This is a genomic window from Nocardia sp. 852002-20019_SCH5090214 (genome assembly GCF_001665865.1).
Lineage (GTDB): Bacteria > Actinomycetota > Actinomycetes > Mycobacteriales > Mycobacteriaceae > Nocardia > Nocardia nova.
Map to the genome: position 1 here is coordinate 178,193 of NZ_LZMK01000021.1, position 26,833 is coordinate 205,025.

The following is a 26,833-nucleotide window of genomic DNA, read 5'->3' on the forward strand; positions in this document are numbered from 1 at the left end:
TGATTCGCGCGGGGCCGCCACGGACAACGTGATCCAGGTTACCTGTCGGTCAGCACCTTGTTATCGATAATTGCGGTCAGCCGCGATCTATTTGAGGCGAAATCGGTACTCGACCCCTCTTTCGATCGGTACTTTTCTTGGACTTCGCCGTCTCGACAGCATCTTCGTCGTCCAGAGGCGCATGGAGTTGGAGCCGCGCCAGAGCGTCTTTGATGTCCTCGAGTTCGCGGCGCAGATAGTCGCGAGTAGCCACCTCGCCCACCGCGATCCGCAGCGCCGCCAGCTCCCGGGCCAGGAATTCGGTGTCCGCCTTGGTCTGTGCCGCCCGGCGGCGATCTTCCTCGAGAGATACCTTGTCGCGGTTGTCCTGCCGGTTCTGGGCCAGCAGGATCAGGGGTGCGGCATATGCGGCCTGGGTGGAGAAGGCCAGGTTGAGCAGGATGAACGGATACGGATCCCACTGCAGGCTGACCGCGAAGACGTTGAGGCCGATCCAGACCACGACCACGACCGTCTGCAACAGCAGATAACGACCGGTCCCCAGGAAGCGGGCCACGGTCTCACTGCCCCGCGCCACGGCCTCGGGGTCGATCTCGAATCGGAACCGCGATTCGACAGGTGTCTCCAAGCGCGCCCGGGCGATCGGCTTGTCCGGGCGGCTCGCGCGTTCGCTGCGCTCACTCATGCTTTCGCCCTTCCGGCCGCCGCTTTACCCGCCCCCGCGTTACCCGTCGCCGCCGCGCGCGACGCCGCCGCGATGGAATGGATCGTGCTCGCCGGTTCGGTGGCGTCCTCGTCCTGTTCGCGCCAGTCCTCGGGCAGCAGATGGTCCAGCACGTCGTCGACGCTCACCGCGCCGAGCAGGTGATTCTCCTCGTCCACCACCGGCCCGCAGACCAGGTTGTAGGTCGCGAAGTAGCGGGTGACCGCCGTCAGCGCGGCATCGGGATGCAACTGGGTGAGGTCGCTGTCGACCAGCCCGCCCACCATGGTCGCGGGCGGTTCCCGCAGCAGCGCCTGGGTGTGCACACAACCCAGATAGCGGCCGGTCGGCGTCGCGGTCGGCGGGCGGACCACGAACACCATCGACGCCAGCGCCGGAGTCAGGTCGGGGTCGCGGATGCGGGCCAATGCCTCGGCGACGGTCGCCGCGGGCGTGAGCACCACCGGGCGCGGCGTCATCATGCCGCCCGCGGTGTAGGGCGAATATTCGAGCAGGCGCCGCACCGGCTCCGATTCCTCCGGATCCATCAGCGCCAGCAGCGCCTCGGCCTCGCCGGTGGGCAGCTCGCCCAGCAAGTCGGCGGCGTCGTCGGGGTCCATCGCCTCGAGCAGGTCGGCCGCGCGTTCGACACCCAGATTCTGCAGCACGTCGACCTGGTCGTTCTCCGGAAGTTCCTGCACGACGTCGGCGAGCCGTTCGTCGTCGAGGGCCCGGGCCAATTCGATCCGGCGCTTCTCGGGCAGTTCGCGCAGCAGATGCGCGACGTCGGCCGGGCGCAGGCCCTCGAACTGGCCGAGCAGCTGGGTGACGTCCTGCCCGGGCAGATTCAGTTCGTGCTGGGTCAGCCCGCGCACATCCGACCACTCGACCACGTGCACCTCGCGTCGCCGGCCCAGGCGCCGATGTCCGCGCACCGCCACCCGCGAGAGCACCCAGTCGCGGGTGCGGCTCTGTTCGATGCCGAGGTCGACGACGAAGACGTCCACCCCTTCCAGGTCCGGGAGTTCGGGATCGACGACGCGCACCTTGGAGTCGAGCACCTGCGCCAACGCCAGCATTTCGCCGGGCCGCTGTTCGAAGCGGCGCAGGCTCACGGTGCCGGTGTTGAGGTTGACCGAGTTCGGCTCGATCGCGTTGACCCGGAGCATCGGGACGAAAATACGTTTGCGCGTGGGTAATTCGACCAGTAGTCCCAGCACCCGGGGTTGCTGGCGGTCGTAGCGGATGGAGATCACCACGTCCCGCAGACGGCCGATAGACTCGCCGTCCGGACCCAGTACCACCAGGCCCGCCAGCCTGGCGGCGAAAACTTTCGTTGCTGCCATAAGTGCAAGGCTATGTGGTGCCGCCCCGCGAGACGATTCAGGAGCCGCCCATGTCAACGCGTCGATCGGTGCTAGCCGTACCCGGCAGTAATCTTCGGATGATCGACAAGGCCAAGGGTTTGCCCGCCGACGAGATCTTTCTCGACCTCGAGGATGCCGTCGCTCCGCCCGCCAAGGCCGCTGCCCGCGCCAATATCGTCGCCGCGCTGAACTCGCCCGGCTGGGGCAATCAGATCAAGGTGGTGCGGGTCAACGACTGGACGACGGAATGGACCTACGCCGACGTCATTTCGGTGGTCGAGGGCGCCGGCCGCGATCTGGACGCGATTCTGCTGCCCAAGGTGCTCGACGGTGCCCAGGTGCGCGCGCTCGATCTGCTGCTGACCCAGCTGGAGAAGGCCAACGGCCTCGAGGTGGGCCGCGTCGGCATCGAGCCGCAGATCGAGAACGCGCAGGGACTGCGCAACATCGACGAGATCGCCACCGCCAGTCCGCGCGTGCAGACCCTGGTCTTCGGTCCCGCCGACTTCATGGCCAGTATCAACATGCGCACCCTGGTGGTCGGTGAACAGCCCGAGGGCTACGCGCCCGGCGACGCCTACCACCACATTCTGATGACCATCCTGCTCGCCGCCCGGGCCCACGGCCTGCAGGCCATCGACGGTCCCTATCTGCAGATCCGCGATCTCGACGGCTTCCGCCGCGCCGCATCCCGCACCGCGGCCCTCGGTTTCGACGGCAAATGGGTGCTGCACCCCACGCAGGTCGAGGCGTGCAACGAGATCTTCAGCCCGCGCCAGGCCGATTACGACCGCGCCGAGGAGATCCTCGACGCCTACGCGTATCACACCTCGACCGCCGGCGGCGCCCGCGGCGCGGTCATGCTCGGCGACGAGATGATCGACGAGGCCAGCGCGAAGATGGCGCAGGTCGTCGCGGAGAAGGGCCGGGCCGCGGGGATGGCCCGCAGCACGAGTTTCGTCCCGCCGCAGGCATAGCGACAACTCACAATCGGCCCGCCCGCGTGTCGTGAAACCTTCCGAAAGGTAGGCGGATCCGGCGACCGGTGGCTGCGGCGTGCTTACGCTCCAGCGCAGCCGAGCGTTGAGGAGTGTGGCTTGTCCGAGCTAACCGTGGATGTGGCGGCATACACGCGGTCCCTGGTGGGATATGCCTACCGTGCCGAGGACTACTACGAGGTCGGGCGGGAGAAGATTCGCGAGTACGCCCGTGCGGTGCAGGATCACGGCCCGGTGCACTGGCGGGAGGCGGCCGCCGCGGAGTACGGCTACGGCGCGGTGGTCGCGCCGCCCACGTTCCTGTCGATTCCCGCGATGCTGGCCAATCGCCGGCTGTTCGAACGCGTCATCACCGGCTACGACGTGTACGTGCAGACCGATCAGGTTTTCGAGTTCCATCGGCCGGTGGTCTCCGGTGATCGTCTGGTGAGCGACGTCGAGGTCGCCGCGGTGCGCACCATCGCCGGAAAGGATCTGATCACCGTCACCAACACCTTCACCGATCAGTTCGACGAGGTCGTCCACGTGATGCACACGACCGCGGTCGGTGTCGCCGGCGACGATATCGACGCGGGTATCGGCGGTGCGATCGAACGCGTGATCATGCAGGGTGTCGGGGCGCCGTCGGCGGCGCAGGGGCTTTCCGAGGCGGAAGTGCTGGAAGCCGCCGTCGCGCCCCGCCGCGACCACCGCTTCTCCGAGGTATCGCGAAAGCGCGTACTGCACAATGTCATTCGCTTCGAAGAGGTCGCGGTGGGCGACGAGCTCCCGCCGCGCACCGCGCGGGTCACACGCGGTGATCTGGTGAACTACGCGGGTGTCTCGGGTGACGCCAACCCCATCCACTGGCACGACGGCGTCGCCGCGCTCGCGGGCCTGCCCGACGTCATCGCGCACGGCATGCTCACGATGGGGCTCGGCGCGGGCTTCGTCACCGGATGGCTGGGCGACCCCGGAGCGCTGACCCGATACGCGGTGCGGCTGTCGAACTACACGATCGTGGACGCCCGGTCCGCGGGCGTCGTCGAATTCACCGGCCGGATCAAATCCCTCGATCCGCAGGCCCGCACCGCCGTCGTGGTGGTCGTCGCGAAGTCGGCGGGCCGCAAGATATTCGGTCTGGCCACCGCCGAGGTCCGCTTGGCGTGAGCCGGGGTTCGTCCGGGTCGATGCATGCGGTCCACCCGGTGTGATCCTCGGCGGTGCAATGTCCGAACTGCTGCCTTTCGGCGGTAAAATCGGACACGCGGTGCGCCGCTGAGTCGTCGCATCCAGCCGCAGCGGCGATATCGACCTAGGATCGTGGAGTTATGACCAATCCGTTGGGTAGTCCGAATCGCAATCGGCCCGGCTTGCCGACGCCGCCGTCGGGGTGGCCGGTCGCCTCCTATCCGACCTACGCCGAGGCGCAGCGGGCGGTCGACTATCTGGCCGACAACCAGTTCCCGGTGGAGAACATGACCATCGTGGGTGTCGATCTGATGCAGGTCGAACGAGTGCTGGGCCGGCTTACTTGGGGCAAAGTCATTGGCGGCGGCATGGTTTCGGGCGCCTGGCTGGGCCTGTTCCTGGGGTTGCTGCTGAGCCTGTTCACCACGGGCGGCGTGATCGGGCCGCTGGTGGTCGGCCTGGTCGGCGGCATCATCTTCGGGCTCATCTCGGCGGTGATCCCGTACGCCGCCACCCGCGGCACCCGCGACTTCGCCTCCACCATGCAGCTGGTCGCCGGCCGCTACGACGTGCTGTGCGACCCGAAGGTGGCCGAGCAGGCGCGGGATATGCTGGCGCGCCTGGCGCTGTAGGGCTCTGGCACGCTCTAGGGCTATGGAACTCGATCAGGTGCGGTCCGCGGTACTGACGCATTTCGGCATCCCCCGGACAGGGTCGGGATTCGACGATACCCGCTTCGACTCCGCGTCGGTGACCTTCCTCGGCCTGGAGCCGATCGACATCCTGCGCATCCCCGACGGCGAGTTCGTGCACTACGTCACCCTCGGCGGCTCCCGGCATCCGATGACCGATTCCGCGGCGGCGCTGGCCGACCCCGTGCGCGGCCCGCGCGCCGAACTGGTGCTGACGCTGCGCGGCGGAGCCGGTGCCCAGGCGGGCCTGCCGCGCGGACTCGGCGTGCTGATCGCCGCGCCCGCGGTGGAAGGCGTTGTGCTGCAACCGGATGCGCTGCTCGACCTCGGAGAACCGTTGTGGCACAACGCTCCCTTCACCGCGGTCCTGCTGGGCGAGGCCGATATCGCCGAGGTGGCACTGCCGGAACCCGCCGATCCGGTGCGATTCCTGTCGGTCGCGCCGATCACCGCCACCGAGGCGGCGTGGGTGCGGGTGCGCGGGGCCGCGGCGCTACGGGACGCGTGGGCCGAAGCGGGGATCGACATCCGGGATCCGCACCGGGCCGCCGCGAATCTGTAAGACCGTGCGGGCACCCGGCAGCGAAACGTCCAGCCTCACAACCACTTGTTGCGCCGCAGCGCGACGAACAGCGCACCGCAGATGACCAGGATCACGATCCACACCATCCCGTATCCGTAGGTCCACGACAGCTCCGGCATATGGGTGAAGTTCATGCCGTAGATGCCGGCGATCATGGTCGGCACCGCGGCCATCGCGGCCCAGGCCGAGATCTTGCGCATATCGGTGTTCTGCTGCACGCTGACCTTCGCCAGCGCCGCGTTGATCAGCGCGCTGAGCGCCTCGTCGAAATCGCTGATCCGCTCGGCGACCGCGGTGTGGTGGTCGGCGACGTCACGCAGATAGCGGCGGATCTCCTTCGGCATCGGCAGTTCCGAACTGCGGCTGAGCACCTGCAGCGGCAGCGCCAGCGGGTTGACCGCCCGCCGCAACTCGACCACCTCGCGCTTGAGCTGATAGATGGCCTCGATGGTGAGCCGGCTGCGCGGGGTGAAGACCTCTTCCTCCATGCCCTCGACATCGTCTTCGACCGACTGCGTCACCAGGAGATACGTATCCACCACATGGTCGGCCACGGCGTGCAGGACCGCGCCCGGTCCCAGCGCCAGGCGTTCGGGATGCTTCTCCATCTCCTCGCGCACCACCTTCAGCGCGGTGTGCTCGCCGTGGCGGACGGTGACCACGAAATCCGCGCCGATGAAGATCATGATCTCGCCGGTCTGCACGATCTCGCTGACCGAGTTGGGGTCGTGTTCGAGGTATTTCACAGTGCGCAACACCAGGAACAGGGTGTCGTCGTAGCGTTCCAGTTTGGGGCGCTGATGGGCGTGGACGGCGTCTTCGACCGCGAGTTCGTGCAGGCCGAAGATCTCGCCCACCTCGGCCATCTGGTCGGCGTCGGGAGCGTGCATGCCCACCCAGACGAAGCCGTCGCCGCGCTCGCGCACCTGTGCCAACGCGGCCGCCGGGGTCACATGTCCGGACTGGCGGCGGCCGTCGACATAGACGCCGCAGTCGACGATCGCGCGGGCGGTGGGAACCGGAATCCGGGGCAGCTGCGGCCCGCGCCGCGACCTCCCGGAGCCACGGAACGGGGGAAACGGCGGTATCGAGGGCACGCCCCGGATGCTAGTTGGGCAAGATGGAACGCGTGCGTATCGACCTCCACACCCATTCGACCGCATCCGACGGCACCGACACTCCCGGCGATCTGATGCGCGCGGCGGCGGCGGTGGGGCTGGACGTGGTGGCGATCACCGATCACGACACCACCTCCGGATGGGACGAGGCGGTCACCGCGCTGCCCGCGGGGCTGCGGTTGGTGCGCGGGATGGAGATGTCCTGCGTCGGTATGGGGGAGGACGGCTGGCCGGTGCCGGTGCATCTGCTGGCCTACCTGTTCGATCCGGCCGATGCCGCCTTCGCCGCCGAACGCGAGCGGTTGCGCACCGAACGCGTCTCGCGAGTGCGCGCGATGGCCGATCTCATGGTGGCCGATGGCCTGCCGATCGACCCGGACGCGGTACTCGCCGCGGCGGGCCCGGCAGCGGGACGCCCACATCTGGCGCGAGCGCTGGTCGAGGTCGGTGTGGTCCCGACGGTCGGCGCGGCCTTCGACGATCTGCTCGCGCCGCGCGGCCGCTATTACGTCGAGAAGGCCGACACGCCGCTGCGGCAGGCGGTGGAGATGGTGGCCGCGGCCGGTGGGGTGACCGTGGTCGCGCACGCGCGCGCCCGCACCCGGGGGCGGCTGCTGGCGCTCGACGACATCCGCGATCTGGCCGAGCGCGGGCTGGGCGGACTCGAGATCGATCACCCCGACCACAATCCCGCCGACCGGGCGGTGCTGCGCGAGCTGGCACGCGAACTGGACCTCATCGGTACGGGATCCTCGGATTACCACGGCGCCGACAAACCCGTGGGACTGGGCGAATGCCTCACGGACGTAGAGCAATTCGAGCGTCTGGCCGAGAAGGCGAGCGGCGTCGCGGTGGTCGCCTCGTGAGGGTCGTGCGGGCGCTCAGCGGAACGGTGGCCGCCGGATTGGTGGTGCTGGCGGCGGTCGTCGTCGGCGCGGCGGTCCTGGGGGTGCGGCGCGGATTTCCCGGACCGGGGGCGAGCAGTGTCGGCTGGCATATCGGAATGGCGGCGCTGGCGCTCGGCGCGCAAATTTTTTCCGACCGGCGTCGGGGAATTCCGGCGTTTTTCGGATCTCTGGTCGTCTTTGTGGCGGCGGGTTACCTATTGGTTACGCAATGGTGGAATTGATCTCCGCGTAACAGTTGCGGCCGGATGAATTGTGGCCGAATATTTTCCTTTGTGAGCGTGCGTAGCCGGTCCACTATTCGCGCGGTATCCGAGTTCGCGGCGGAGACGTCCGCCGATGTGCTGGTGGTGGGTGGCGGCCCGGCGGGTGCCTGGGCGGCGTTGACGGCGGCGACGGCCGGAGCGCGCGTGATCCTGGTCGACAAGGGTCGTTGCGGTGAATGCGGTCCGACGTCGAAAGGCGTTGTCGCGCTGTGGGATATCCCGCCCGGGCCGGAGCGGGAGCGGGCGCTGGCGCACAGTCTCTCGCGCGGTGGTGACCTCGGTGACCCCGAGTGGATGGACCGGGTGCTCGGCGAGACCCATCACCGCATCGCCCACTTGCTGCGCTGGGGATACCGGCAGGCCGGAGACGGGCCGTCGACGCGCGTCCACCTCGAGGGCCGGCGGTATCTGGCGGCGCTGCGGCGCACGCTGTTCCGATTGGGTGTCCAGGTCGTCGATCATCACCCGGCGCTGTATCTGCTGGTCGACGCCGACGGCGTGGTGTGCGGGGCCGGTGGGCTCGCCGGTGACGACCGATACCGCGGCTGGACCATCCGCGCGGGTGCGGTGGTGCTCGCGACGGGTGGGTGCGCGTTTCTGGCCGGTGGCGCGGGAACCGATGTCGATACCGGTGAGGGCCTGCTGATGGCGGCGGAGGCGGGCACCGAATTGTCGGGCATGGAGTTCTCCGGCGCCTACGGTCTCGCGACGATGAGCGATCTGCGTGAGCCCCGGTTCGCCTCGCTGTACGACGAATCGGGGGCTCGCATCGACGGTGACGACTTCACCGTCCGGTCCGCGGCCCTCACCGCGCTGGCGGAGGGGAGGGCGGTCTACGCCGAGATTCCGCCGGAGTCCGCCGTACGGTACGGCCCCGCGTCGGCGGCGCCATCGGGAACCACGGCGGTGCCCGCGAGCGCCGGTGCCGACGCGTCGCCGTCGGCCGGCCGGGTGCGACTGCGTCCGGTCCTGCAGGGCACCGTGCGTGGTTCCGGTGGCATCAAGCTGACCGGATTCGATTGCGCCACAACGGTTCCCGGACTGTATGTCGCGGGGGACGTGGCATCCCGGGAACCGATCACCGGTGCGGTCGGCGGGTTCGACGGGCACGGCGGCGGGTGGGCGATCTCGTCCGGAATGTGGGCCGGATCGGGCGCGGCGCGGTTCGCTCGCCACCGGGGCCGCGTCGGCGACGCGCGGCCGGTTCCGGGGGCCGGGCTGAATTCCCATCCTGGCGACGATCCGCGCGCGGATATCGATCCCCGTGCGGTGATCGGGCTGGTGCAGGAACATACGTTGCCGCTGCGGCGCAGCTATTGGCGCAGTGCGGGCAGCCTGCGCGACAGCATCGCCGAACTCGACGCGATGTGGCCGGTCACCGAATACGGGCTCGGCGGCGCCGGCGCCGACCAGGTGCGGGCCCGGCAGGCCGCGGCCTTGCTGGCGGTGGCCCGCTGGACGAAGTACAGCGCGTTGGCGCGCACCGAGACCCGGGGCCTGCATCGGCGCACCGATCATCCCGGCCCGGCTCGCAACTGGCGGCGACGCCTGCTGACCGGCGGCGTGAACGAGATCTGGGTGCGCCCGGCGTAGCGGACAGGCCCGGAGGTGGCAGCCTGCGTCAACCCTGAGCTCACATCGGCGTTCCGGGTGGCGGTGGGACTGTTCACCGCTGCTTCCCAGCAGGGGCGAGTTTCCCCTTACGCGCAGGTAATTCGGGGGCCCTACCCTCGGAAGATGGCAGTAGACACCCGCGCTAGGGCCGGCCCCGCATCGAGAGGATCGCGGCCCGGTCGAGGAGCGATTTTGCAACTCCCTGTCGGTACTGGCAGAATGTTGCGGATTCCCGGCCGACGCCACCGCCCGGTCCGGGACGGTTGGTGACCTTCGGTTCGTGACGCACGGCTCCGATCCGCGGATCACCCCGCAGCCTTGCCCGGACCACCCGTCCGGTTCTCGCTCGACGGATCGTGCGCGGCCAGATCGCAAAGAAGCAAGCCCGCAAAGGCGCGAACGCGCGTATGCCGTACCAGCCGGTACCCCCACGGCATGCCGCGATGTAATCACCGAACGGTTTTGCGCGGCCACGTGAACGCGCGGTCGGCGCACATCGTTCGAATTTCGAAGACCTTTTATACGAAAACCCGGCGGTAACCGTGAGCCGGTTCAGCCCGGACCGAGCAGGAGTGAAATCGTGTCATCTGTGACTGACGCACCGAATGCCACTACAGCGAGCCGTGAAACCGATACGACCGATCTGTCCGCTATCACGCACGAGGAAATTTTCGCCGGCCATCTCGGTGGCAAGCTTTCGGTGGAATTGTCCGCACCGCTGGAGACCCAGCGTGATCTGTCCATCGCGTACACGCCGGGCGTCGCGCAGGTGAGTCGCGCCATCCACCAGGACGAGGCGCTGGCCAAGCGCTACACGTGGACCGACCGTCTGGTGGTCGTGGTCAGCGACGGCACCGCGGTCCTCGGCCTGGGTGACATCGGTCCGCGGGCGTCGCTGCCGGTCATGGAGGGCAAGGCCGCGCTGTTCAAGAAGTTCGCCGGGCTGGACTCGATTCCGATCGTGCTCGACACCAAGGATGTCGACGAGATCGTGGAAACCCTGGTGCGCCTGCGTCCGAGCTTCGGTGCGGTGAACCTGGAGGACATCTCCGCCCCGCGCTGCTTCGAGATCGAGAAGCGCGTCGTCGAGGCGCTGGACTGCCCGGTCATGCACGACGACCAGCACGGCACCGCCATCGTGGTGCTGGCGGCGCTCAACGGCGCGGCCAAGGTGCAGGGGCGCGATATCGCCGACCTGAAGGTGGTCGTCTCCGGTGCCGGTGCCGCGGGTGTGGCCTGCTCGAACATCCTGCTGGCCGCCGGCGTGTCGGATGTGGTGGTGCTCGACTCGAAGGGCATCGTCAGCCGGGAGCGCGCGGACCTCAACGAGGTGAAGGCCGATCTGGCCGCCCGCACCAACCCGCGTGGCGTCACCGGCGGTGCGGCCGAGGCGCTGGCCGGTGCGGATGTGTTCCTGGGCCTGTCGGCCGGGACCATCGCCGAGGAACTGATCGCCTCGATGGCGCCGGAGTCCATCGTGTTCGCCATGTCGAACCCGGATCCGGAGATCCACCCGGAGGTCGCGCGCCGCTACGCCGCCATCGTGGCGACCGGCCGCAGCGACTTCCCGAACCAGATCAACAACGTGCTCGCCTTCCCGGGCGTGTTCAAGGGTGCGCTGGATGCCGGTGCGCGCCGGATCACCGAGGGCATGAAGGTGGCCGCCGCCAACGCCATCTTCGGTGTGGTGGCCGACGAACTCTCGGTCGACAAGATCATCCCGAGCCCGCTCGATCCCCGGGTCGCTCCGGCGGTCGCCGAGGCCGTGGCCGCGGCCGCGCGCGCTGAAGGCGTTGCGTAACACCAGGTTCGATCACAGCGAGGGCGCCCCGGGAACTCCCGGGGCGCCCTCGCCGTATTCGGACGCCGACGCGCGGCCGCTACTTCTTGTGGCAGGCCTTGCGGTAGTCGATCATCGGCTGCCGCACCCCGCGGAAGTCCTTCAGCTCCTGCTGGTGGCCCTGGCGATAGGCCTGCATCTCGGCCTTGCGCTGATCCTTCGGCATACCCTTCACCTTGGCCAGTTCGGCGGCCAGATCCGGGTGGCCCGCCAGGAATGCGGCGACCTGCGGGGCGGTCTGGGCCTGGACCTGGGCGCGTGCCTGCGGGCTGCACTGCGGGGCGTCGGCCGAGGCGACGCCGGGCACGGCGATGGCGAGGGCGGCGATTCCGGCGGTGCCGGCCAGCAGGGCGGCGACAGTGCGCTTCATACCGGTAACTCCATTCATACGGGAACGTGTCGGGTCCGAATCTGCGCGCCGAATCTGAAAGGACCCTGAAAACGCCGAGTGGGCCGGACGGATCTTCAGCCGAACTTCAGAAAGGCGGGCGGCCTTCGGCGCTCACCGCGCGGCCGGTGTGACCATCGGCCGTCGGCGGGGCCGGCGGAAGCGTCAGTACGAATACCGCGCCGGCGGTTCCGGGCGGCGGCTCGACGCAGCGGAGGTCACCCCCGTGGGCCCGGGCGATCCCGCGCGCGATCGCCAGGCCCATACCCGCGCCGTCGCGGCGCCGGTCGCGGGCGGCGTCGAGGCGGACCAGGCGGTCGAAGATGTGCTCGCGTTCCGCGGCGGGCACGCCCGGACCCGTATCGGCGACACGGATTTCGGCCATGGGGGGCAGGATGTCCGGCCGGCCGCCGGGCGCGCCGGGCTCGACGACGGTGACACTCACCGTTCCGTCCTGTCCCATGGCTTGGCAGGCGTTGGCCAGGAGGTTGATCAGGATCTGGCCGATGCGTTCGGGGTCGGCGACCGCCGGCACCGAGGGGCCGGTGAGGCGGAAAGCTGTCCCGGGATGCAGGACTCGCATCCGGTCCAGCTGGGTGCGGGCCAGTTCGTGCAGGTCGACCGGCTGCGGTTGCAGGGTGAGCCCGGCGTCGATGCGCGCCATGTCCAGCAGATCCTCCACGAGGCGGCCGGCCCGCTGCGCCTCGCGCACCAGCAGCAGGTACATGCGCTCACGCTTTTCGGTGTCGATATCGGCGGGTTGATGCAGCACCGCTTCGGCCATGGCCTTGATCCCCGCGATCGGGGTGCGCAGTTCGTGCGCGGCATCACCGACGAAGGCGCGCATCTGCTGTTCCGAGGCCCGGGCCCGGGCCTCCGCGCCCTCCAGGGCGTCCAGCATTTCGTCGAATGCGCTCGCCGTGCGGCCCAATTCGGTATCCGTACGGGCGGGGGAGAGGCGGCGTCCACGGCGGCCGCGGGCGATGTCGCGGGCCAGCCGGGTCATCGAATCCAAGGGTGCCAGCGCTCGGCGCAGTCCCCACCACAGCGCCGCGGTGATCACGACGAGGGCGGTCGCGGTCACCCCGATCAGGACCAGGCCCAGGCGCGACCGCAGCTTGGTCAGCAGCGGGGTGTCGACCTGCAGGGTGAGCCGGGCGCGGTCCACGGTGCCGCCACCGCCCAGGGTGATGGTTCTGGTCCGGATACCGCTGTCGCCGGCGTGCCGGGGCGAGAGACTGCCGTAGGCGGTGCCGTCGGCCAGGACCAGCCGCGCCCGGACCGAGCGATTGTCCACGCGGGCGATCAATTCCGCGGGCGGAGTGTTCTGCTGCGCGAGTTGCCGGGCCAGCTGCGCCCGATCGGTGAGCACGGTGTTCTCGCTGCGCGCCGCCACGATGCCGAACAGACTGTGCACCGCCAGCGCCACCACGACCAGTGCGAGCCCGGAAACCGTTGCCGCCGTGAGGGTTACCCGGCGGCGCAGCGATATCGTCGGCAACGTGTGCGGTCCGGATTCGCCCGCGTCGCCCGCGTCGTCCGGGAGATCGGGCGGTGGGGGCGCGCGGTGGCCGGGGGTGCCGCTCATCGCGGATTCGCCCGTAACGCGTAGCCCATACCGCGCACCGTGTGCAGCAGTCGCGGTCCGTGTTCCTCCAGTTTGCGGCGCACCGCGCTGACGTAGACCTCCACGAGGTTCGGGTCGTAGTCCTCGTAACCCCAGACCGCGGTGAGGATTTGGGTTTTGGTGACGACTCGGTCGCGGTGCGCGGCGAGGTAGGCGAGGAGTTTGAATTCGGTGGCGGTGAGGCTGATCGGTTCGCGGCCACGCAGCACCACGCCGGAATCGGTTTCCAGCACCAGATCGTCGATGGCGATGCGACTGTGCATGCGCCCCATCCGCCGCAGCAGCGCCTCGATCCGTGCCACCAGTTCGGCGAGGTCGAAGGGTTTCACCACGTAGTCGTCGGAACCGGATCGCAGTCCACGCACCCGGTCCTCCACACCGTCGCGCGCGGTCAGCATCACCACTCCGGCGCTGCTGCGGGCGCGCACCACCTCGAGCAGGCCGAAACCGTCGCGGCCCGGCAGCATCACGTCGAGCACGACGACATCGGGACGGAATCGCTCCAGGTCGGGCTCGAGCCGGTCGCCGTGTTCGCGTGCCAGAACCTCGTGCCCGGCGGCGTGCACGGCCGCAGCGACCGCCGTGCGAATGGCGTCGGCGTCTTCGATCAGGAGAATGCGTCCCGGCTGCACCCGCACATTATTCGTCGCCCCGGCTGAGACCCGGCTGAATACTGCTCGAGAGTCCGGTTCGCGGGCCGGCAGGGGTGCGGGGCGTCGGCACGGACGCGGCCCACCTACGATTCCTGTGCCGGGGCGCCCCGGCCGCCGGATGTGGTTGTCGCTGACTATCGGGAGTGGGTGTCGCCGGATGGGATTGGCCGGATCGGTGCGAGTGACGGCCCGGGTTCTGGTCGCCGTCACCGCCGCCACGCTGGCGGTGGCATGTGCCAACGAGGACGGTGGAGCGACGATCACCGTCGGCGCCGGCGATTCGGCGCAGTCGGAGGTGCTCGCCGAAATCTACGCGCAGGCGCTCGCGCGCGCCGGCACGCCGACGACGGTGAAGAAGCATCTCGGACAGCGTGCGGACTATCTGGCGGCCCTGGACGCGGGCACGATCACTCTGGTCGGCGATACCAGCGGCGATCTCCTGACGACCTTCGACTCCTCGTCCTCGGCGACCGCGCCGGACCGGGCGACGGCCGAGAGCGTCGCGGCACACCATGCCCCCGGCCCGGCGGTTGACATGACGGCGGGGTCGCCGGTCACGCTCGAGGCGCGCTATGTCGGCTCGGTCGCCGACGACTTGAGCCGGGCCGTTCCGGAGGGACTGGCGGTGTCGGATCTCGCCGACGCCACGGACCTGCGCCCGCAACTCGCGCTCGGCGCCGCCGCGGCCGCGCGCTATCCGGCGAATGCCGCCGATCTGGCACCGCATTGCGGTGAGCTGACCGTCGGCATCGCCGGCGGACGCGAACTCGACCCGCTGCGGCCGCCGCCGGACCCGCAGCGCGACGTCGTGACGCCGCTGCGCACGGTCTACGGCTGCGATATCACCCGTCACGTCGAATTTCCCGGCGATGCCGAACTACGAAAGGCATTGCGCGACGGAACCGTCGACGCGGGCGTGTTCACCTCGGCCGTCGCACTGCTGCCGGGTGGCCCCGGCGATTCGGCCGCCCGCACGGATCCGGCCGTCGTCACGGATCCGGCGTATGCCTTCCGCGCGCAGAACGTCGTCCCGCTGCTGCGTCAGGGCGCCTTGGACCAGCGGCAGATCAAGAAACTCAACTACGTCGCCGGCGAGCTCACCACGGCCGAATTCGCGACCATGATCCGCCGCGTGCGTGACGAACACGCCTCGGCGGCCGACCTCGCCCGCACCTGGCTCGACGAACACGCCCTCTGAGCACCCCGCTCGTCCGCCGTTCCCGCTCATCGTTCATGATCAGGTTCGACACGGAGTCGGGCGTACAGTGCGAATAGATCACCTGAGCGGAGTTCCGCATGGTCCTGGTCATTGCGTTGGGAGTGCTGGCCGCATTCCTGTTCGCCGCGGCCGGTTATCTGCAACAGCGCGCGGCACGCACCGTGGTCGCCGAACAACCCCGGGCGGCCCGGGTCTTCGGTATGACCACACTGATGCACCGTCTGCTGCGCAGTGGCACGTGGCTGCGCGGCTGGATCACGAATCTCGCGGGTTTCCTCACCCAGGCGGCAGCGCTGCATCTGGGTTCGGTGGCGGCCGTGCAGCCGCTGATGTCGACGCAGTTGTTGTTCGCGGTTCCGCTCGAGGCGTTCGGCCGCCGTCGTCGCCCGCGCGGGCGCGACATCTGGTTCGCGCTGCTGGTCTGCGCCGGGCTGGGAGTGCTGTTCGGCGTCGGCGGCGTGGCGCCGCTCGAGGGCGACCCGGATCGCGGCCGCGTACTGCTGGCCACCTTCTCCGCCGCGGCGCTGGTGGCGTTGCTCGCCCTGATCAGCATCCGCTGCCCGATCTGGGTGGCGGCGAATCTCGTCGCGGTGGCCGCCGGCGTCTGTTTCGCGATGAGCGCGGTCTTCATGAAGCTGACCACCGAGGATCTGATCTATCGCGGCATTCCCGCCACCGCCGGCGACTGGCCCGGCTATCTGCTCGCCGTTTCCACCCTCAGCGGGCTGGTATTGGAGCAGACCGCCTTCGCCGCCGGGCCGCTGCCATGGGCGATCGCAGCCATGAGCGTGACGAATCCGATCGTCAGTTACGTGGTCGGCGTGCTGGCCTTCAAGGTCGCGCTACCGCACACCGCCGGGGCACTGGCCGGGGTCGCGGTCGCCGGAGCGCTGATCGCCGCCGGTATCGGCGGACTCGCCCATTCGCCGCTGGCCCGCGCCTTCTACGCCGGTAACAAGGAGATAACCGACGAATCGCCCAGCTTGATGTCGTAAAAGCTTGCGACACATGTGTTATGACGGTTGTGTGGGCAATCCGTCGCGTCCGGTGCTGTGGCGGGACTGTGTGGTCGGGCTCGCGGTATTCGGGCTGTACCTGGCGGTCGACGCGCTGCACACCCCGGCCCGCCGCGAACTGGCCGATCGCAATGCCCATCGCATCTTCGATCTCGAGCAGTGGCTCGCCATCGACTTCGAGCGTCCACTCAACCACTGGCTGGAGTCGCGCGTGCTGCTCGCGACCCTGGCCAACTACGAGTACGCGTTCACCTACATCGTCAGTGCCTTCGCGCTGCTGTTCTGGATGTATTTTCGCCGCCGCGCCGACTACGCCCGCGCCCGCGACTCCTTCCTGCTGCTGAACATCCTGTCCATCGCGTGTTTCGCGCTCTTTCCGGTCACCCCGCCGCGGCTGCTGCCCGAGCTGGGCTTCACCGACACCGTCGTCGACGGCCACACCTGGGGGTCCTGGGGTTCGTCGCTGGTGTCGGGGGCGAATCAACTCGCGGCGGTGCCCTCGCTGCACGTCGGCTGGGCACTGTGGGTGAGCGTGGTGCTGGCCCGCGTCTCCGGCGGCTGGGTGGTGCAGGTGCTCAGCGCCTTCCACGTCGGGCTGACCACCTATGTCATCGTCGCGACCGCGAACCACTTCGTCCTCGACGCGGTGATCGCGGTGGCCTTCGTCGCGGTGAGTATCCAGCTGGTCGATCGCTGGTACGCGCGGCCGCCCGTGGTGCCTCCTGCCGACGCGTTCTTCCTGCACATCGAGAAGTCCGGCATTCCGCAGCAGGTGGGCGGCATGGTCGTGTTCCGGCCGCGGGCCGACGGCGGGCCCGGCCTCGACGTGGTGCGGGAACTGGTCCAGGGCGAGCTGGCCCATCTGCCGCGGTTCCAGCAGCGTCTGGACCAGCCGGGGCGGTGGCGCAGGGCACGCTGGGTGGACAGTCCGGTCGACTGGGACTGGCATGTCACCGAGCGCACGGTTCCGGGCACCGATCCGGCTACCGTCGCCGACCCGAGTGGTCGAGAGGCCGGCCCCGGGACGGCTTTCGGTGCGGCGACGGCCGAAGCGACCATGACGCCGAGCGCGGTGGCGCGGCGAGTGGACGGAATCGGCCGGGTGGTGACGGATCTGGCCGCCGAGGTGCTGCCCAAGGATCGGCCGTTGTGGCGCCTCGTCCTGGTGCGCGACCCGGAGGCCGGCGCGATCGGCGTGGTCCTGCTGCTGCACCATGTGGTCGCCGACGGCATCGGCACCGTGGTGCAGGCGATGCGCCTGCTGCGACCGACCATCGATCTGCCGGTGGCCGAGCGCAAACCGCCGAGCTGGGGCACCCTCGTCGCCGGTACCGCGGCCGGTCTGGCGCAGTTGGCCGCCGACGCGCAGCCGAAGGGAATACTGCCCGACGACTGTCTGCGACGGGTGTTCACCGTCTGCTCGCTGGACCTGGAAACCGTTCGGGCCGTGGCTCGTTCGCACCGTGCCCGGGTGACCGACGTGCTGCTGAGCGTCACCGTCACCGCGCTGCACCGGCTGCGCCCCGACCTGGACGAGCGATTGCGCGGGCAGATCCGGGTGGCGGTGCCGTTGATGGTGCGCGACCCCACGTCGGGAGCGGAGGGCAATTCGACCGCCGCCGTGATGATCGATATCCCGCTGACGGCGGCGACCCCGGCGCAGCGACTGGCCGAGATCCGCTCCCGCAGCGACCGGCTGCATTCCGGAACCCGGGCGCTCGCCTCGCATTTCGTGATGGATCGGGTCCTCCGGCTGTTTCCCGAACCGGCGGTGGGGGCCTTCGCGCGGTCGGTATACGGCGGGCGGTTCTTCCACGCGATCGTCTCCAATATGGCCGGCCCCGATATGGCGATGACTTTCGCGAATATGCCGATCACCCAAGTATTTCCGATTCTGCCGTCGGCGCCTGGAGTGCCTCTGGTCGCCGGGGTGCTGAGCTGGAACGGCGAATTGGGGATCGGGCTTTCGGTGGATCCGGCGATCCTCGATGCCCGGGCGGTCGCCGCCGAGTTGCCCGACGTACTGGCCGAACTCGCCGATACCGCATTCGTGGCCGATAAGCGTCCGTAGCCCCGGTCCGGCGAGTAGTCTTCGAGCGAGTTGATCACCGAGCCTACCGTCACCGAGGGAGGCCGCATTATGTTCGATCATGGGATCGCGGCGAAAATGCTTGCGGCATGCGCACTTACCGCGCTGGTGACCGTGGCGGCCGCCTGCGGCAGCGATGATTCCGGCAGCAAATCCGCCGAATCGTCCAGTAGCGGGACCCCGACGGTGACCCAGGCGGTCAGCCGGAACTTCGAGCGCTTCTTCGACGGATCCACCCCCGCCGACCAGAAGATCGCCCTCCTCGAGAACGGGCCCGCATTCGCCGCCGCGATCAAGGCACAGGCCGATTCGCCGATGGCCAAATCCGCCTCGGCCAAGGTCACCAATGTCGCGAGCACCAGCACCGACCACGCCGACGTCACCTTCGACGTGCTGTTCAACGGCACCCCGGCCCTGTCCGGGCAGCAGGGCGGCGCGGTGCAGGTCGAGGGCACCTGGAAGGTGACGGCCGCGACCTTCTGCGCGTTGCTCACCCTGGAGGGCGCGGCCCCGCCGGTCTGCGGAACGGCCTCGGGCGCCCCGAGTCCGGGTGCGACGCCGGCCCCCGGCGCGACACCCGCGAACCCCACCATCCTTCCCGCGCCGACCAGCTGAGATCGCGATGACGTCGTCGGACCCGTCGGACCGCCGCGGCGCCGGATCGGGCCGCCCGCCGCACCGCGCCGCATCGGCCGCCTCGGCTGCCGGGGCGGGCTCCGAATCCGCTGTGCCCGGTACCGGCCCCGCCGCGAGTGCACGGGCCGAAGCCGCGGCGGCGAGCGGTGCGGCTTCGATGGATTCCGTTGCGGCGCAGCCTGTGTCGCCCGGTGCCGAGCGTCCCTATGTGGCGCTCGCGGTGGTCACCGCCGTCCTGTTCGTCACCTTCCTCGACACCACGATCGTCAGCGTCGCCCTGGGCGCCGTCCAGTCCGACCTGCATGCCGGTGTGGTGTCGCTGCAGTGGGTGGTGAACGCCTACACGCTGGTGTTCGCGAGTCTGATGCTCACCGCGGGCACTCTCGGCGACCGGTGGGGCCGCAAACGCGTCATGGTCGGCGGGCTGGTGGTGTTCGCCCTCGGCTCGGTGTTGTCCGCGGTGGCCGGCAGTGTCTCGATCCTGATCGCCGGGCGCGCGGTGATGGGTGTCGGTGCGGCGGCCTCCGAACCGGGCACGCTGTCGGTGATCCGGCACATCTTCCCCGATCGTGGCGCCCGCGCGAAGGCGCTGGGCGCGTGGGCGGCGGTCTCCGGGTTGGCGCTGGCGCTGGGGCCGGTGATCGGCGGCCTGCTGGTCGGGGCGTTCGGCTGGCGCTCGATCTTCTGGTTCAACCTGATCGTCGGCGTGGTGGTGCTGGCAGCGGCGCTGAAATTCGTCCCGGAAAGCGCCGATCCGCAGCCCGGCCCGGTCGACTGGGCCGGATTCGTCCTGGGCGCGACCTTTCTCGGCTGCGTGATCTACGCGGCCATCTCCGGTGAGCAGGTGGGGTATTCGGCCGCCTCGGTGATCACGCTGTTCGTGATCGGAGCGATCGCCTTCGTCGCCTTCCTGGTGGTCGAGTCGCGCGCGGCCAATCCGATGTTCGACTTCCGCTACCTGGAGCGACCGCTGGTGCGCAGTGCGCTGGTGGTCGCGTTCGCGGTGTACTTCGGGATCTTCTCGATCTTCTTCTTTACCGCGCTGTATCTGCAGGAAGTGGTCGACTATTCGGGGTGGCGAACCGCCGCGGTGTTCGGCCCGATGGCCGTGGCCATCATCGTCGGCTCGCTGATCTCCGGATTCTGGGTGGCACTGCGCGGCTCCCGCACGCCGATGATCGCCGGCTGTGTCCTCGGCGCCGCAGGTATTCTGCTCACTCGCCAATTCCTCGGCGTCACAGTCGAATTCACGCCCCTGGCGCTGGCCCTGATGCTGGCGGGACTCGGTTTCGGGATCGCGGTGGTGCCGCTGACCTCCGCCGTTCTGTCCGGTGTTCCGGCCGAACACTCCGGTATGGCCGCCGCGGCCACGAACACCATGCGTCAGGTCGGCGCGGTGGTGGGGGTGGCCGCGCTGGGGTCGCTGGTCAACTCATTTTTGAACTCCGATCTGCGAGATCGGTTGCAGCAGATCGGCGTTCCGGCGAATTTCCAGGCCATCGTCATCGACGCCATCGAGACCGGCAACGTTCCGGCCGGCGGTGACGCGGCGGCCTCGGCCGCCTACGGGCCGATCGTGAACCGGGTCATCCATGCCACCTACGAGGCCTTCCACCGCGGACTCGAGGTGGCGCTGCTGGTGTCGGCGATCATGATCCTGGTCGCCGCCGTGGTCACCGCGCTCTGGTTGCCGCGGCGCGGCGATCGCGCCGGATACCTGCACGAGGACTGAGACCACGCGGGCAGCACGCTGCCGGGATCACGCGGGCAGCACGCTGCCGGGATCACGCGGGCAGCACGCTGCCGGGATCACGCGGGCAGCACGCTGCCGTCGGCCGAACCGGCCAGCCATTCGGTGAGCACGGGATGCATGGCGAGCGCGGGTAGTGCGCCGACCAGGGTGTCGATCAACTCGGTACGGCCGATCTGCTCCTCCCGCAACCAGATCAGCGTCGTCTCCTCGACGAACGCGATCCAGCCGCGGAAGACCAGGCGCAGTCGCGGCAGTTCGGGATCGTCTGCCGCCAGCGGGGTTTCGGTGAGGATGCGGTCCACCATGGCATCGCGGGTGGCATCGGCGAGGGCTACCAGTTCGGGGCTGCCGCTGGCGGGTCCGCGCAGCAGGCCCTGATAGGAGATCCGGTTCTCGCTGACGTAGTCGATGTAGCGTTCGACCGCGTCGCGCAGCATGCTGAACAGATCGAGGCTGCGGTCGGGCATGGTGCGAGCGAGTAGTTCCTCGTTGGCGCGGCGCACGATGGCGCGCTGAAAATCCTGTTTCGAGGCGAAGTAGTGGAAGAGCAGGCCGCGCGAGATTCCCGCCTGCCGTGCGATCTCCCCGATGGAAATGTCCTCCAGCGTGCGGTCGCGCAGCATTTTCACGCCCAGGGACACCAGCTGTTCGCGGCGTTCGTCCGGGCTCAGCCGCACCCGTTTGGTGCCGGGACCGTTGTCACTCACGGTTGCCATCCTACTGAACGGTAGTCAATACTGTTGACTCCTGCTCAATAGGATCGTAGGGTTTGATACATGAGTCGTAGGGTTACAGACAACGGCCGTAGCGACGCGCTCGGAGGCGGTAGCTTGCGTGACCACGGAGAGCGCCGCGAAGGCCGTGATGGGCGGAGCCGCAGTGCAGCGGGGGCGCGTCATGTGCATACGTTGATCGTCGGCAGTGGATTCTCGGGCCTGGGCCTGGCCATCCGTTTGAGCCGGCAGGGTCGCGACGACTACCTGGTGCTCGAGCGCGGCAACGACGTCGGCGGTACCTGGCGCGACAACACCTACCCCGGCGCGGCCTGCGATGTGCCGTCGCAGCTGTACTCCTACTCGTTCGCGCTCAATCCGAACTGGTCGCGCTCGTTCTCCAAGCAGCCGGAGATCCAGTCCTACATCCAGGGCGTGGCCGACCGTCACGGCGTGCGGGACAAGCACATCTTCGACTGCGAGATGACCGGCGCCCGGTGGAACGAGGAGCAAGCCCGCTGGGAGGTGCAGACCAGCAAGGGCGCGTTCACCGCCGATATCCTGGTCTCCGCCGTCGGCGCGCTGTGCGAGCCGAATCTTCCGGATATCAAAGGCATCAACGACTTCCGGGGCCGCATCTTCCACTCCGCGCGCTGGGATCACGACGCGGATCTGACCGGCAAGCGGGTCGCGGTGATCGGCACCGGCGCCTCCGCCATCCAGATCGTGCCGTCGATCGCGCCGAAGGTGGCCCATCTCGACGTCTACCAGCGCACGGCGCCGTGGCTGCTGCCGCGGATCGACCGCCCGTACACCCTGCCCGAGCGCCTGGCCTTCAAATACGTTCCGGGCGTGCAGAAGTTGTCGCGCGCGGCCATCTACGCCGCCCGTGAAACGCAGGTCGTCGGCCTGGCGAAATTCCCGCCGGCCATGCTCGCGCTGGAGGGCCTGGCCCGGCTGAAGCTGCGGCTCGAGGTGCCGGACGCGCAGCTGCGGGAGAAGGTCACGCCAAACTTCCGCATCGGCTGCAAGCGCATGCTGATCTCCAACGAGTACTACCCGGCGCTCGGGCGCGACAACGTCGACGTGGTCACCGACGGCATCCGCGAGATCCGCGCGAATTCCATCGTCACCGCCGACGGCACCGAGCGCGAGATCGACGCGCTCATCGTGGCGACCGGATTCCACGTCACCGATTCGCCGGTGTACGAGACGATCTCCGGTCGCGACGGCCGCACGCTCACCGAACTGTTCGACGAGATCGGACAGCAGGGCTACAAGGGTGCGGCGATCCACAACTTCCCGAACATGTTCTTCCTGCTCGGCCCGAACGTCGGCCTCGGCCACACCTCGATGGTGTACATGATCGAATCGCAGATCAACTACATCGCCGACGCGATCGCCACCTTCGACCAGCGCGGCCTGCGTACGGTCGAGGTGAGGAAAGACGCGCAGGACAGCTACAACCGCGATCTGCAGGACCGCATGTCCAACAGCGTCTGGCTCAACGGTGGTTGTGCCAGCTGGTATCTGGACAAGCACGGCAACAACACCACGCTGTGGCCCGATTTCACGTTCCGCTTCCGCAAGCTGACCGAGAAATTCGACGTCGCGGCATACGACACGACCCGATCGACCGACGGGGCCGCGGGTCCCGATCTGAAAGTGGTAGCAGCACAGTGAGCAATGACGCTTATTTCACGGGCAAGGTATGTGTGATCACGGGCGCCGGCTCGGGTATCGGCCGCGCGCTGGCCGAGAATCTGGCCCGCCGGGGCGCGAAACTCGCCCTCTCCGACATCGATACCGAGGGTCTGGCCGAAACCGTCCGCCGCGTCGAGGCGCTGGGCGCGCAGGTGAAGTCCGATCGGCTCAACGTGGCCGAGCGTGAAGCGGTGCTGCTCTACGCCGACGAGGTGAAAAAGCACTTCGGCGTGGTGCACCAGATCTACAACAACGCCGGTATCGCCTTCCACGGCGAGGTGATCGACTCCCAGTTCAAAGACATCGAGCGCATCATGGATGTCGATTTCTGGGGCGTCGTCAACGGCACCAAGGCGTTCCTGCCGGCCCTCATCGAATCCGGTGACGGGCACGTGATCAACGTGTCCAGTCTGTTCGGCCTGATCGCGGTGCCGGGTCAGAGTGCGTACAACGCGGCCAAATTCGCGGTCCGCGGCTTCACCGAATCGCTGCGCCAGGAGATGATGGCGCGCAAGCATCCGGTCAAGGTGACCTGCGTCCATCCCGGCGGTATCAAGACCGCCGTGGCGCGCAACGCCACCTACGCCGAGGGGATCGACGCCCAGAAGTTCTCCTCGTTCTTCGACAAGCAGCTCGCCCTGCACACCCCGGAGATGGCCGCGCAGACCATCACCGAGGCCGTGCGCAAGGGCCACGGCCGCGTGCTGATCGGCTGGGAGGCGAAGGCGCTCGATCTGTTCGTGCGCACCACCGCGTCCTACTATCAGCGCATCGCGAACGTCGTCAACAGCCGGTTCCTGCCCTGATCCGCCGCGGGAACCGACTGTGATGCCTGGTCTTTCGAAACCCTTGTCCCTGCCGCTGCCCGTCGCGCGGGCCGTCCTCGGGCCGATGTTCCGGTTCGCGATGCACAGCCGGCTGCCGTGGGAGGCCCAGCGCTACCTGCTCGACGCCGGTTCGGTGTTGCAGAGGCTGCCCGCCGGCACCCGGGTGCATCGGATGCGGCTGGGCGGCCGTCCCGCCGAGCGGGTGACCGCCGGACCGGCCGACGGCCCGGCTGCGGTGCTGTATCTGCACGGTGGTGGGTACACCATCGGGTCGCCGGCGACCCATCGGTCGCTGGCGGCGCATCTGGCGCGCGAAATCGGTTGTCCGGTCTATGTTCCGGACTATCGGCTGGCGCCGGAACATCCGTATCCGGCCGCGCTCGACGATGCCGAGGCGGCCTTCCTGGAGCTGGTGTCCACCGGACTCGCGCCGCAGCAGATCGCGGTGGCGGGCGATTCCGCCGGCGGCGGACTGTCGCTCGCGCTGGCGTTGCGGTTGCGCGACCGGCACGGAATGCGGCCCGCCGCACTGGGTTTGATCGCCCCGTGGGCCGATCCGAACGAGCTGCCGGCGCGCGAGCGGGATCTGGTGGTCAACAAGGCGTGGTCGCGGTTGTGCGCCGCCGCCTATCTGGGCGACGGCGATCCGCTGGATCCGGGCTACGCGCCACTGCTGGGGTCCCTGGGTGGGCTGCCCGCGACCTACGTCCAGGTCGACGAGGGCGAGTTGCTGCATTCGCAGTGCGTGCGCCTGGCGGCGGCGCTGCGGGCCGCGGAGGTGCCGATGCAGTTCTCGGTGACGCGCGGGCTCTGGCACGTCTCGCAGTTGCAGGCGTCGCTGGTGGCGCCGGCCGCGCTCGCCGCGCGCGAACTGGCGGGATTCCTCGGTCAATCGCTGCAACCAGCGCAAACCGGATCCATAGGATAGAAGCCGTAGGACAGGTTCCGCCCGGCCGCACCCACGTCGAAAATCCTCGACCGGGCGGCCGGGCGGAACCTGCCGTTGCGGCTGGCGTAAATTACTGGCGAGTAGACCACGTGGAAGGGCACCGATGCGAGAGTTCGAAGTCCCGGCTACCTACACCATCCCCGAAGACGCCAATATGTCCGATGGCGCCTTCCGGCACGCCGAGCGCACGCCCGGCCTGGTGGTGTTCAACAGGCCGGACGGCAAGGGCGGTTGGACAGATGTCACCGCGGCGGAGTTCGCGAAGCACGTCACCGCGGTGGCCAAGGGACTGATCGCCTCGGGCATCGAACTCGGCGACCGGGTCGCCATCCTGGCCTCCACCCGGTACGAGTGGGTCGTGCTGGACTTCGCCATCTGGGCGGCCGGCGGCTGCACCGTCGCGATCTTCGACAGCTCCTCCGCCGAACAGGCGCGCTGGATCCTCTCGGATTCGGGCACGAAGCTGATCGTGGTCGAGAACGCCCGGCACCGGGCCACCATCGCCGAGATCGAGGACGGTCTGCCCGAATTGGGCGAGCCGCTGGTGATCGACGACGGCGCGATCGACACCCTGGTCGCCCGCGGCAAGGATCTCGGCGACGAGGTCGTGCACGAGCGCCGCAAGCAGGTCGAGGCCGCCTCGCCGGCGTCGCTGATCTACACCTCGGGCACCACCGGCCGGCCCAAGGGCGTCATGCTCTCGCATGCCAACCTCTACGCCGAATCGGCTGCCGACCGCGCCGCGATGCCGCAGTTCCTCAAGCCGGGCCACCGGTCGCTGCTGTTCCTGCCGCTGGCCCACGTCTTCGCCCGCGCGGTCGCGCTGGCGGCCTTCGACGCCGGTGTCACCGTCGCGCACACGGCCGACTGGTCGACGCTGGTCGAGCAGTTCGGCGAGTACAAGCCGGACTTCATCCTCTCGGTGCCGCGGGTGTTCGAGAAGGTGTTCAACGGCGCCAAGCAGAAGGCGCACGACGGTGGCAAGGGCAAGATCTTCGATCTCGCCGCCGACACCGCCGTGGAGTACAGCCAGGCACTGGACAACGGCGGCCCGGGGCTGGTGCTCAAGGTCAAGCACACCGTGTTCGACAAACTGGTCTACGGCAAGCTGCGCGAGGCCATGGGCGGGCGCTGCAAGTCCGCCGTCTCCGGCGGCGGCCCCCTCGGCGCGCGGCTGGGCCACTTCTTCCGCGGCATCGGCGTCACGATCTACGAGGGCTACGGCCTGACCGAGAGCACTGCCGCTGTTTCGGTGAACACCCCCGAGCACCTGAAGGTCGGCTCGGTGGGCCGCCCGCTCGGTGGTCACGCCGCCAAGGTGGCCGACGACGGCGAGCTGCTGCTGCGCGGCCCGGTCGTCTTCGCCGGGTACTGGAACAACCCGACAGCGACCGAGGACGCCTTCGACGACGGCTGGTTCAAGACCGGCGATCTCGGTGCGATCGACGAACAGGGCTTCATCACGATCACCGGCCGCAAGAAGGAAATCATCGTCACCGCCGGCGGTAAGAACGTCTCCCCGGCGATGCTCGAGGATTCCCTGCGCTCGCATCCGCTGATCAGTCAGGTGATGGTGGTGGGCGACGGCAAGCCGTTCGTCGGCGCGCTGATCACCCTCGACCCGGAGGCGCTGCCCGGCTGGAAGACCCGCAACAACGTGCCCGAGGACACCCCGATCGAGAAGCTGATCGAGCTGCCCGAACTGAACGCCGAGATCGACAAGGCGGTCAAGGACACCAACAAGCTGGTCTCGCACGCGGAGGCGATCAAGAAGACCCGCATCCTGCCGGTCGACTGGACCGAGGAGAGCGGTGAGCTGACGCCGAAGATGTCGCTCAAGCGCAACGTGGTGATGAAGAACTACGCGGACGAGGTCGAGGCGATCTACGGCTGAGCCCGCCCGAACGCCGAACGGCCCGCCTTCGAGAAGGCGGGCCGTTCTGCGTTTCGACGTGCGACGATATGCGCGATATCCGGCGATGATTTTCTCCGGCTGCCGCCGA

Annotated in this window: 24 protein-coding genes; 17 read left to right on the top strand and 7 right to left on the bottom strand. The window is 68.8% G+C overall.

The annotated features are described in order from the left end of the window. Positions 1-76: 76 nt before the first annotated feature. Entirely contained in the window at positions 77-685 is a 609-nt protein-coding gene (locus A5780_RS02790) for a DUF1003 domain-containing protein (RefSeq protein ID WP_064907621.1), read from the bottom strand. Next, positions 682-2,049 (bottom strand): magnesium transporter MgtE N-terminal domain-containing protein, encoded by a 1,368-nt coding sequence (locus A5780_RS02795; RefSeq protein WP_082856864.1) that lies wholly within the window; start codon positions 2,047-2,049, stop codon positions 682-684. Before A5780_RS02795 ends, A5780_RS02790 begins: the two co-directional genes overlap by 4 nt. A gap of 50 nt (positions 2,050-2,099) precedes the next feature. On the opposite strand from A5780_RS02795, the gene A5780_RS02800 reads away from it, so the two are divergent. The 4 genes from A5780_RS02800 to A5780_RS02815 all read left to right on the top strand — a co-directional run bounded on the left by A5780_RS02800 (position 2,100) and on the right by A5780_RS02815 (position 5,492). Beyond that, positions 2,100-3,047 (top strand): CoA ester lyase, encoded by a 948-nt coding sequence (locus A5780_RS02800; RefSeq protein ID WP_064907633.1) that lies wholly within the window; start codon positions 2,100-2,102, stop codon positions 3,045-3,047. A gap of 135 nt (positions 3,048-3,182) precedes the next feature. Further along, positions 3,183-4,217: a fused (3R)-hydroxyacyl-ACP dehydratase subunits HadA/HadB gene (locus A5780_RS02805; RefSeq protein ID WP_063012336.1), complete on the top strand. Its 1,035-nt coding sequence runs from the start codon at positions 3,183-3,185 to the stop codon at positions 4,215-4,217. A 161-nt stretch (positions 4,218-4,378) separates the two neighbouring features. Further along, positions 4,379-4,870: a general stress protein gene (locus A5780_RS02810; protein WP_030514914.1), complete on the top strand. Its 492-nt coding sequence runs from the start codon at positions 4,379-4,381 to the stop codon at positions 4,868-4,870. A 22-nt stretch (positions 4,871-4,892) separates the two neighbouring features. Next, on the top strand, positions 4,893-5,492 hold the full coding sequence (locus tag A5780_RS02815) for a suppressor of fused domain protein (protein ID WP_082856862.1): 600 nt from the start codon (positions 4,893-4,895) through the stop codon (positions 5,490-5,492). A 35-nt stretch (positions 5,493-5,527) separates the two neighbouring features. Here the strand turns inward: A5780_RS02815 and A5780_RS02820 are convergent, their stop codons facing one another. Further along, positions 5,528-6,610 (bottom strand): magnesium and cobalt transport protein CorA, encoded by a 1,083-nt coding sequence (locus A5780_RS02820; RefSeq protein WP_063012334.1) that lies wholly within the window; start codon positions 6,608-6,610, stop codon positions 5,528-5,530. 32 nt (positions 6,611-6,642) lie between these two features. Here A5780_RS02820 and A5780_RS02825 point away from each other — a divergent pair, with 32 nt between their 5' ends. The 4 genes from A5780_RS02825 to A5780_RS02840 all read left to right on the top strand — a co-directional run bounded on the left by A5780_RS02825 (position 6,643) and on the right by A5780_RS02840 (position 11,217). Beyond that, a complete protein-coding gene (locus tag A5780_RS02825; protein ID WP_064907634.1) occupies positions 6,643-7,497 on the top strand; it encodes a PHP domain-containing protein in 855 nt (284 codons plus the stop codon). Further along, the gene (locus tag A5780_RS02830) at positions 7,494-7,760 is read left to right on the top strand and encodes a hypothetical protein (RefSeq protein WP_063012332.1); all 267 of its coding nucleotides are present in this window, start codon (positions 7,494-7,496) and stop codon (positions 7,758-7,760) included. The genes A5780_RS02825 and A5780_RS02830 overlap by 4 nt, the downstream gene beginning before the upstream one ends. A gap of 51 nt (positions 7,761-7,811) precedes the next feature. Further along, positions 7,812-9,395, top strand: a complete 1,584-nt coding sequence (locus A5780_RS02835; RefSeq protein ID WP_369829504.1) for an FAD-binding protein — start codon at positions 7,812-7,814, stop codon at positions 9,393-9,395. Between the two features lie 601 nt (positions 9,396-9,996). Beyond that, positions 9,997-11,217, top strand: coding sequence for an NADP-dependent malic enzyme (locus A5780_RS02840; RefSeq protein WP_369817480.1), 1,221 nt, complete (start codon positions 9,997-9,999; stop codon positions 11,215-11,217). Between the two features lie 79 nt (positions 11,218-11,296). Here A5780_RS02840 and A5780_RS02845 read toward each other — a convergent pair whose 3' ends face one another. From A5780_RS02845 to A5780_RS02855, 3 genes are all read right to left on the bottom strand, one after another. Next, positions 11,297-11,626 carry a heme-binding protein gene (locus A5780_RS02845; protein WP_064902039.1) on the bottom strand — a complete coding sequence of 110 codons (330 nt, stop codon included), beginning with the start codon at positions 11,624-11,626 and terminating at the stop codon, positions 11,297-11,299. A 106-nt stretch (positions 11,627-11,732) separates the two neighbouring features. After that, positions 11,733-13,232, bottom strand: a complete 1,500-nt coding sequence (locus tag A5780_RS02850; RefSeq protein ID WP_082976245.1) for a HAMP domain-containing sensor histidine kinase — start codon at positions 13,230-13,232, stop codon at positions 11,733-11,735. After that, positions 13,229-13,903, bottom strand: coding sequence for a response regulator transcription factor (locus A5780_RS02855; protein ID WP_063026572.1), 675 nt, complete (start codon positions 13,901-13,903; stop codon positions 13,229-13,231). Before A5780_RS02855 ends, A5780_RS02850 begins: the two co-directional genes overlap by 4 nt. 178 nt (positions 13,904-14,081) lie before the next feature. Between A5780_RS02855 and A5780_RS02860 the strand changes: the two genes are divergently transcribed. From A5780_RS02860 to A5780_RS02880, 5 genes are all read left to right on the top strand, one after another. Beyond that, on the top strand, positions 14,082-15,122 hold the full coding sequence (locus A5780_RS02860) for a glycine betaine ABC transporter substrate-binding protein (RefSeq protein WP_064902040.1): 1,041 nt from the start codon (positions 14,082-14,084) through the stop codon (positions 15,120-15,122). Between the two features lie 98 nt (positions 15,123-15,220). Then, complete coding sequence (locus A5780_RS02865; protein ID WP_063012324.1) at positions 15,221-16,138, top strand: DMT family transporter; 918 nt, start codon at positions 15,221-15,223, stop codon at positions 16,136-16,138. A gap of 31 nt (positions 16,139-16,169) precedes the next feature. Next, entirely contained in the window at positions 16,170-18,230 is a 2,061-nt protein-coding gene (locus A5780_RS02870) for a phosphatase PAP2 family protein (RefSeq protein WP_064907622.1), read from the top strand. A gap of 69 nt (positions 18,231-18,299) precedes the next feature. Further along, positions 18,300-18,863: a hypothetical protein gene (locus A5780_RS02875; RefSeq protein WP_063012320.1), complete on the top strand. Its 564-nt coding sequence runs from the start codon at positions 18,300-18,302 to the stop codon at positions 18,861-18,863. Positions 18,864-18,870: 7 nt separating this feature from the next. Beyond that, on the top strand, positions 18,871-20,616 hold the full coding sequence (locus tag A5780_RS02880) for an MFS transporter (protein WP_231982810.1): 1,746 nt from the start codon (positions 18,871-18,873) through the stop codon (positions 20,614-20,616). 77 nt (positions 20,617-20,693) lie between these two features. On the opposite strand, the gene A5780_RS02885 is transcribed toward A5780_RS02880, so the two are convergent. Next, a complete protein-coding gene (locus A5780_RS02885; RefSeq protein WP_063019023.1) occupies positions 20,694-21,353 on the bottom strand; it encodes a TetR/AcrR family transcriptional regulator in 660 nt (219 codons plus the stop codon). A gap of 60 nt (positions 21,354-21,413) precedes the next feature. Between A5780_RS02885 and A5780_RS02890 the strand changes: the two genes are divergently transcribed. From A5780_RS02890 to A5780_RS02905, 4 genes are all read left to right on the top strand, one after another. Then, a complete protein-coding gene (locus A5780_RS02890) occupies positions 21,414-23,033 on the top strand; it encodes an NAD(P)/FAD-dependent oxidoreductase (protein ID WP_082976247.1) in 1,620 nt (539 codons plus the stop codon). After that, complete coding sequence (locus tag A5780_RS02895) at positions 23,030-23,860, top strand: SDR family oxidoreductase (RefSeq protein WP_030514931.1); 831 nt, start codon at positions 23,030-23,032, stop codon at positions 23,858-23,860. Before A5780_RS02890 ends, A5780_RS02895 begins: the two co-directional genes overlap by 4 nt. A 22-nt stretch (positions 23,861-23,882) precedes the next feature. Further along, positions 23,883-24,809, top strand: a complete 927-nt coding sequence (locus A5780_RS02900; protein WP_064907623.1) for an alpha/beta hydrolase — start codon at positions 23,883-23,885, stop codon at positions 24,807-24,809. Between the two features lie 124 nt (positions 24,810-24,933). After that, positions 24,934-26,724 (top strand): long-chain fatty acid--CoA ligase, encoded by a 1,791-nt coding sequence (locus tag A5780_RS02905; protein WP_063019029.1) that lies wholly within the window; start codon positions 24,934-24,936, stop codon positions 26,722-26,724. Positions 26,725-26,833: the final 109 nt, after the last annotated feature.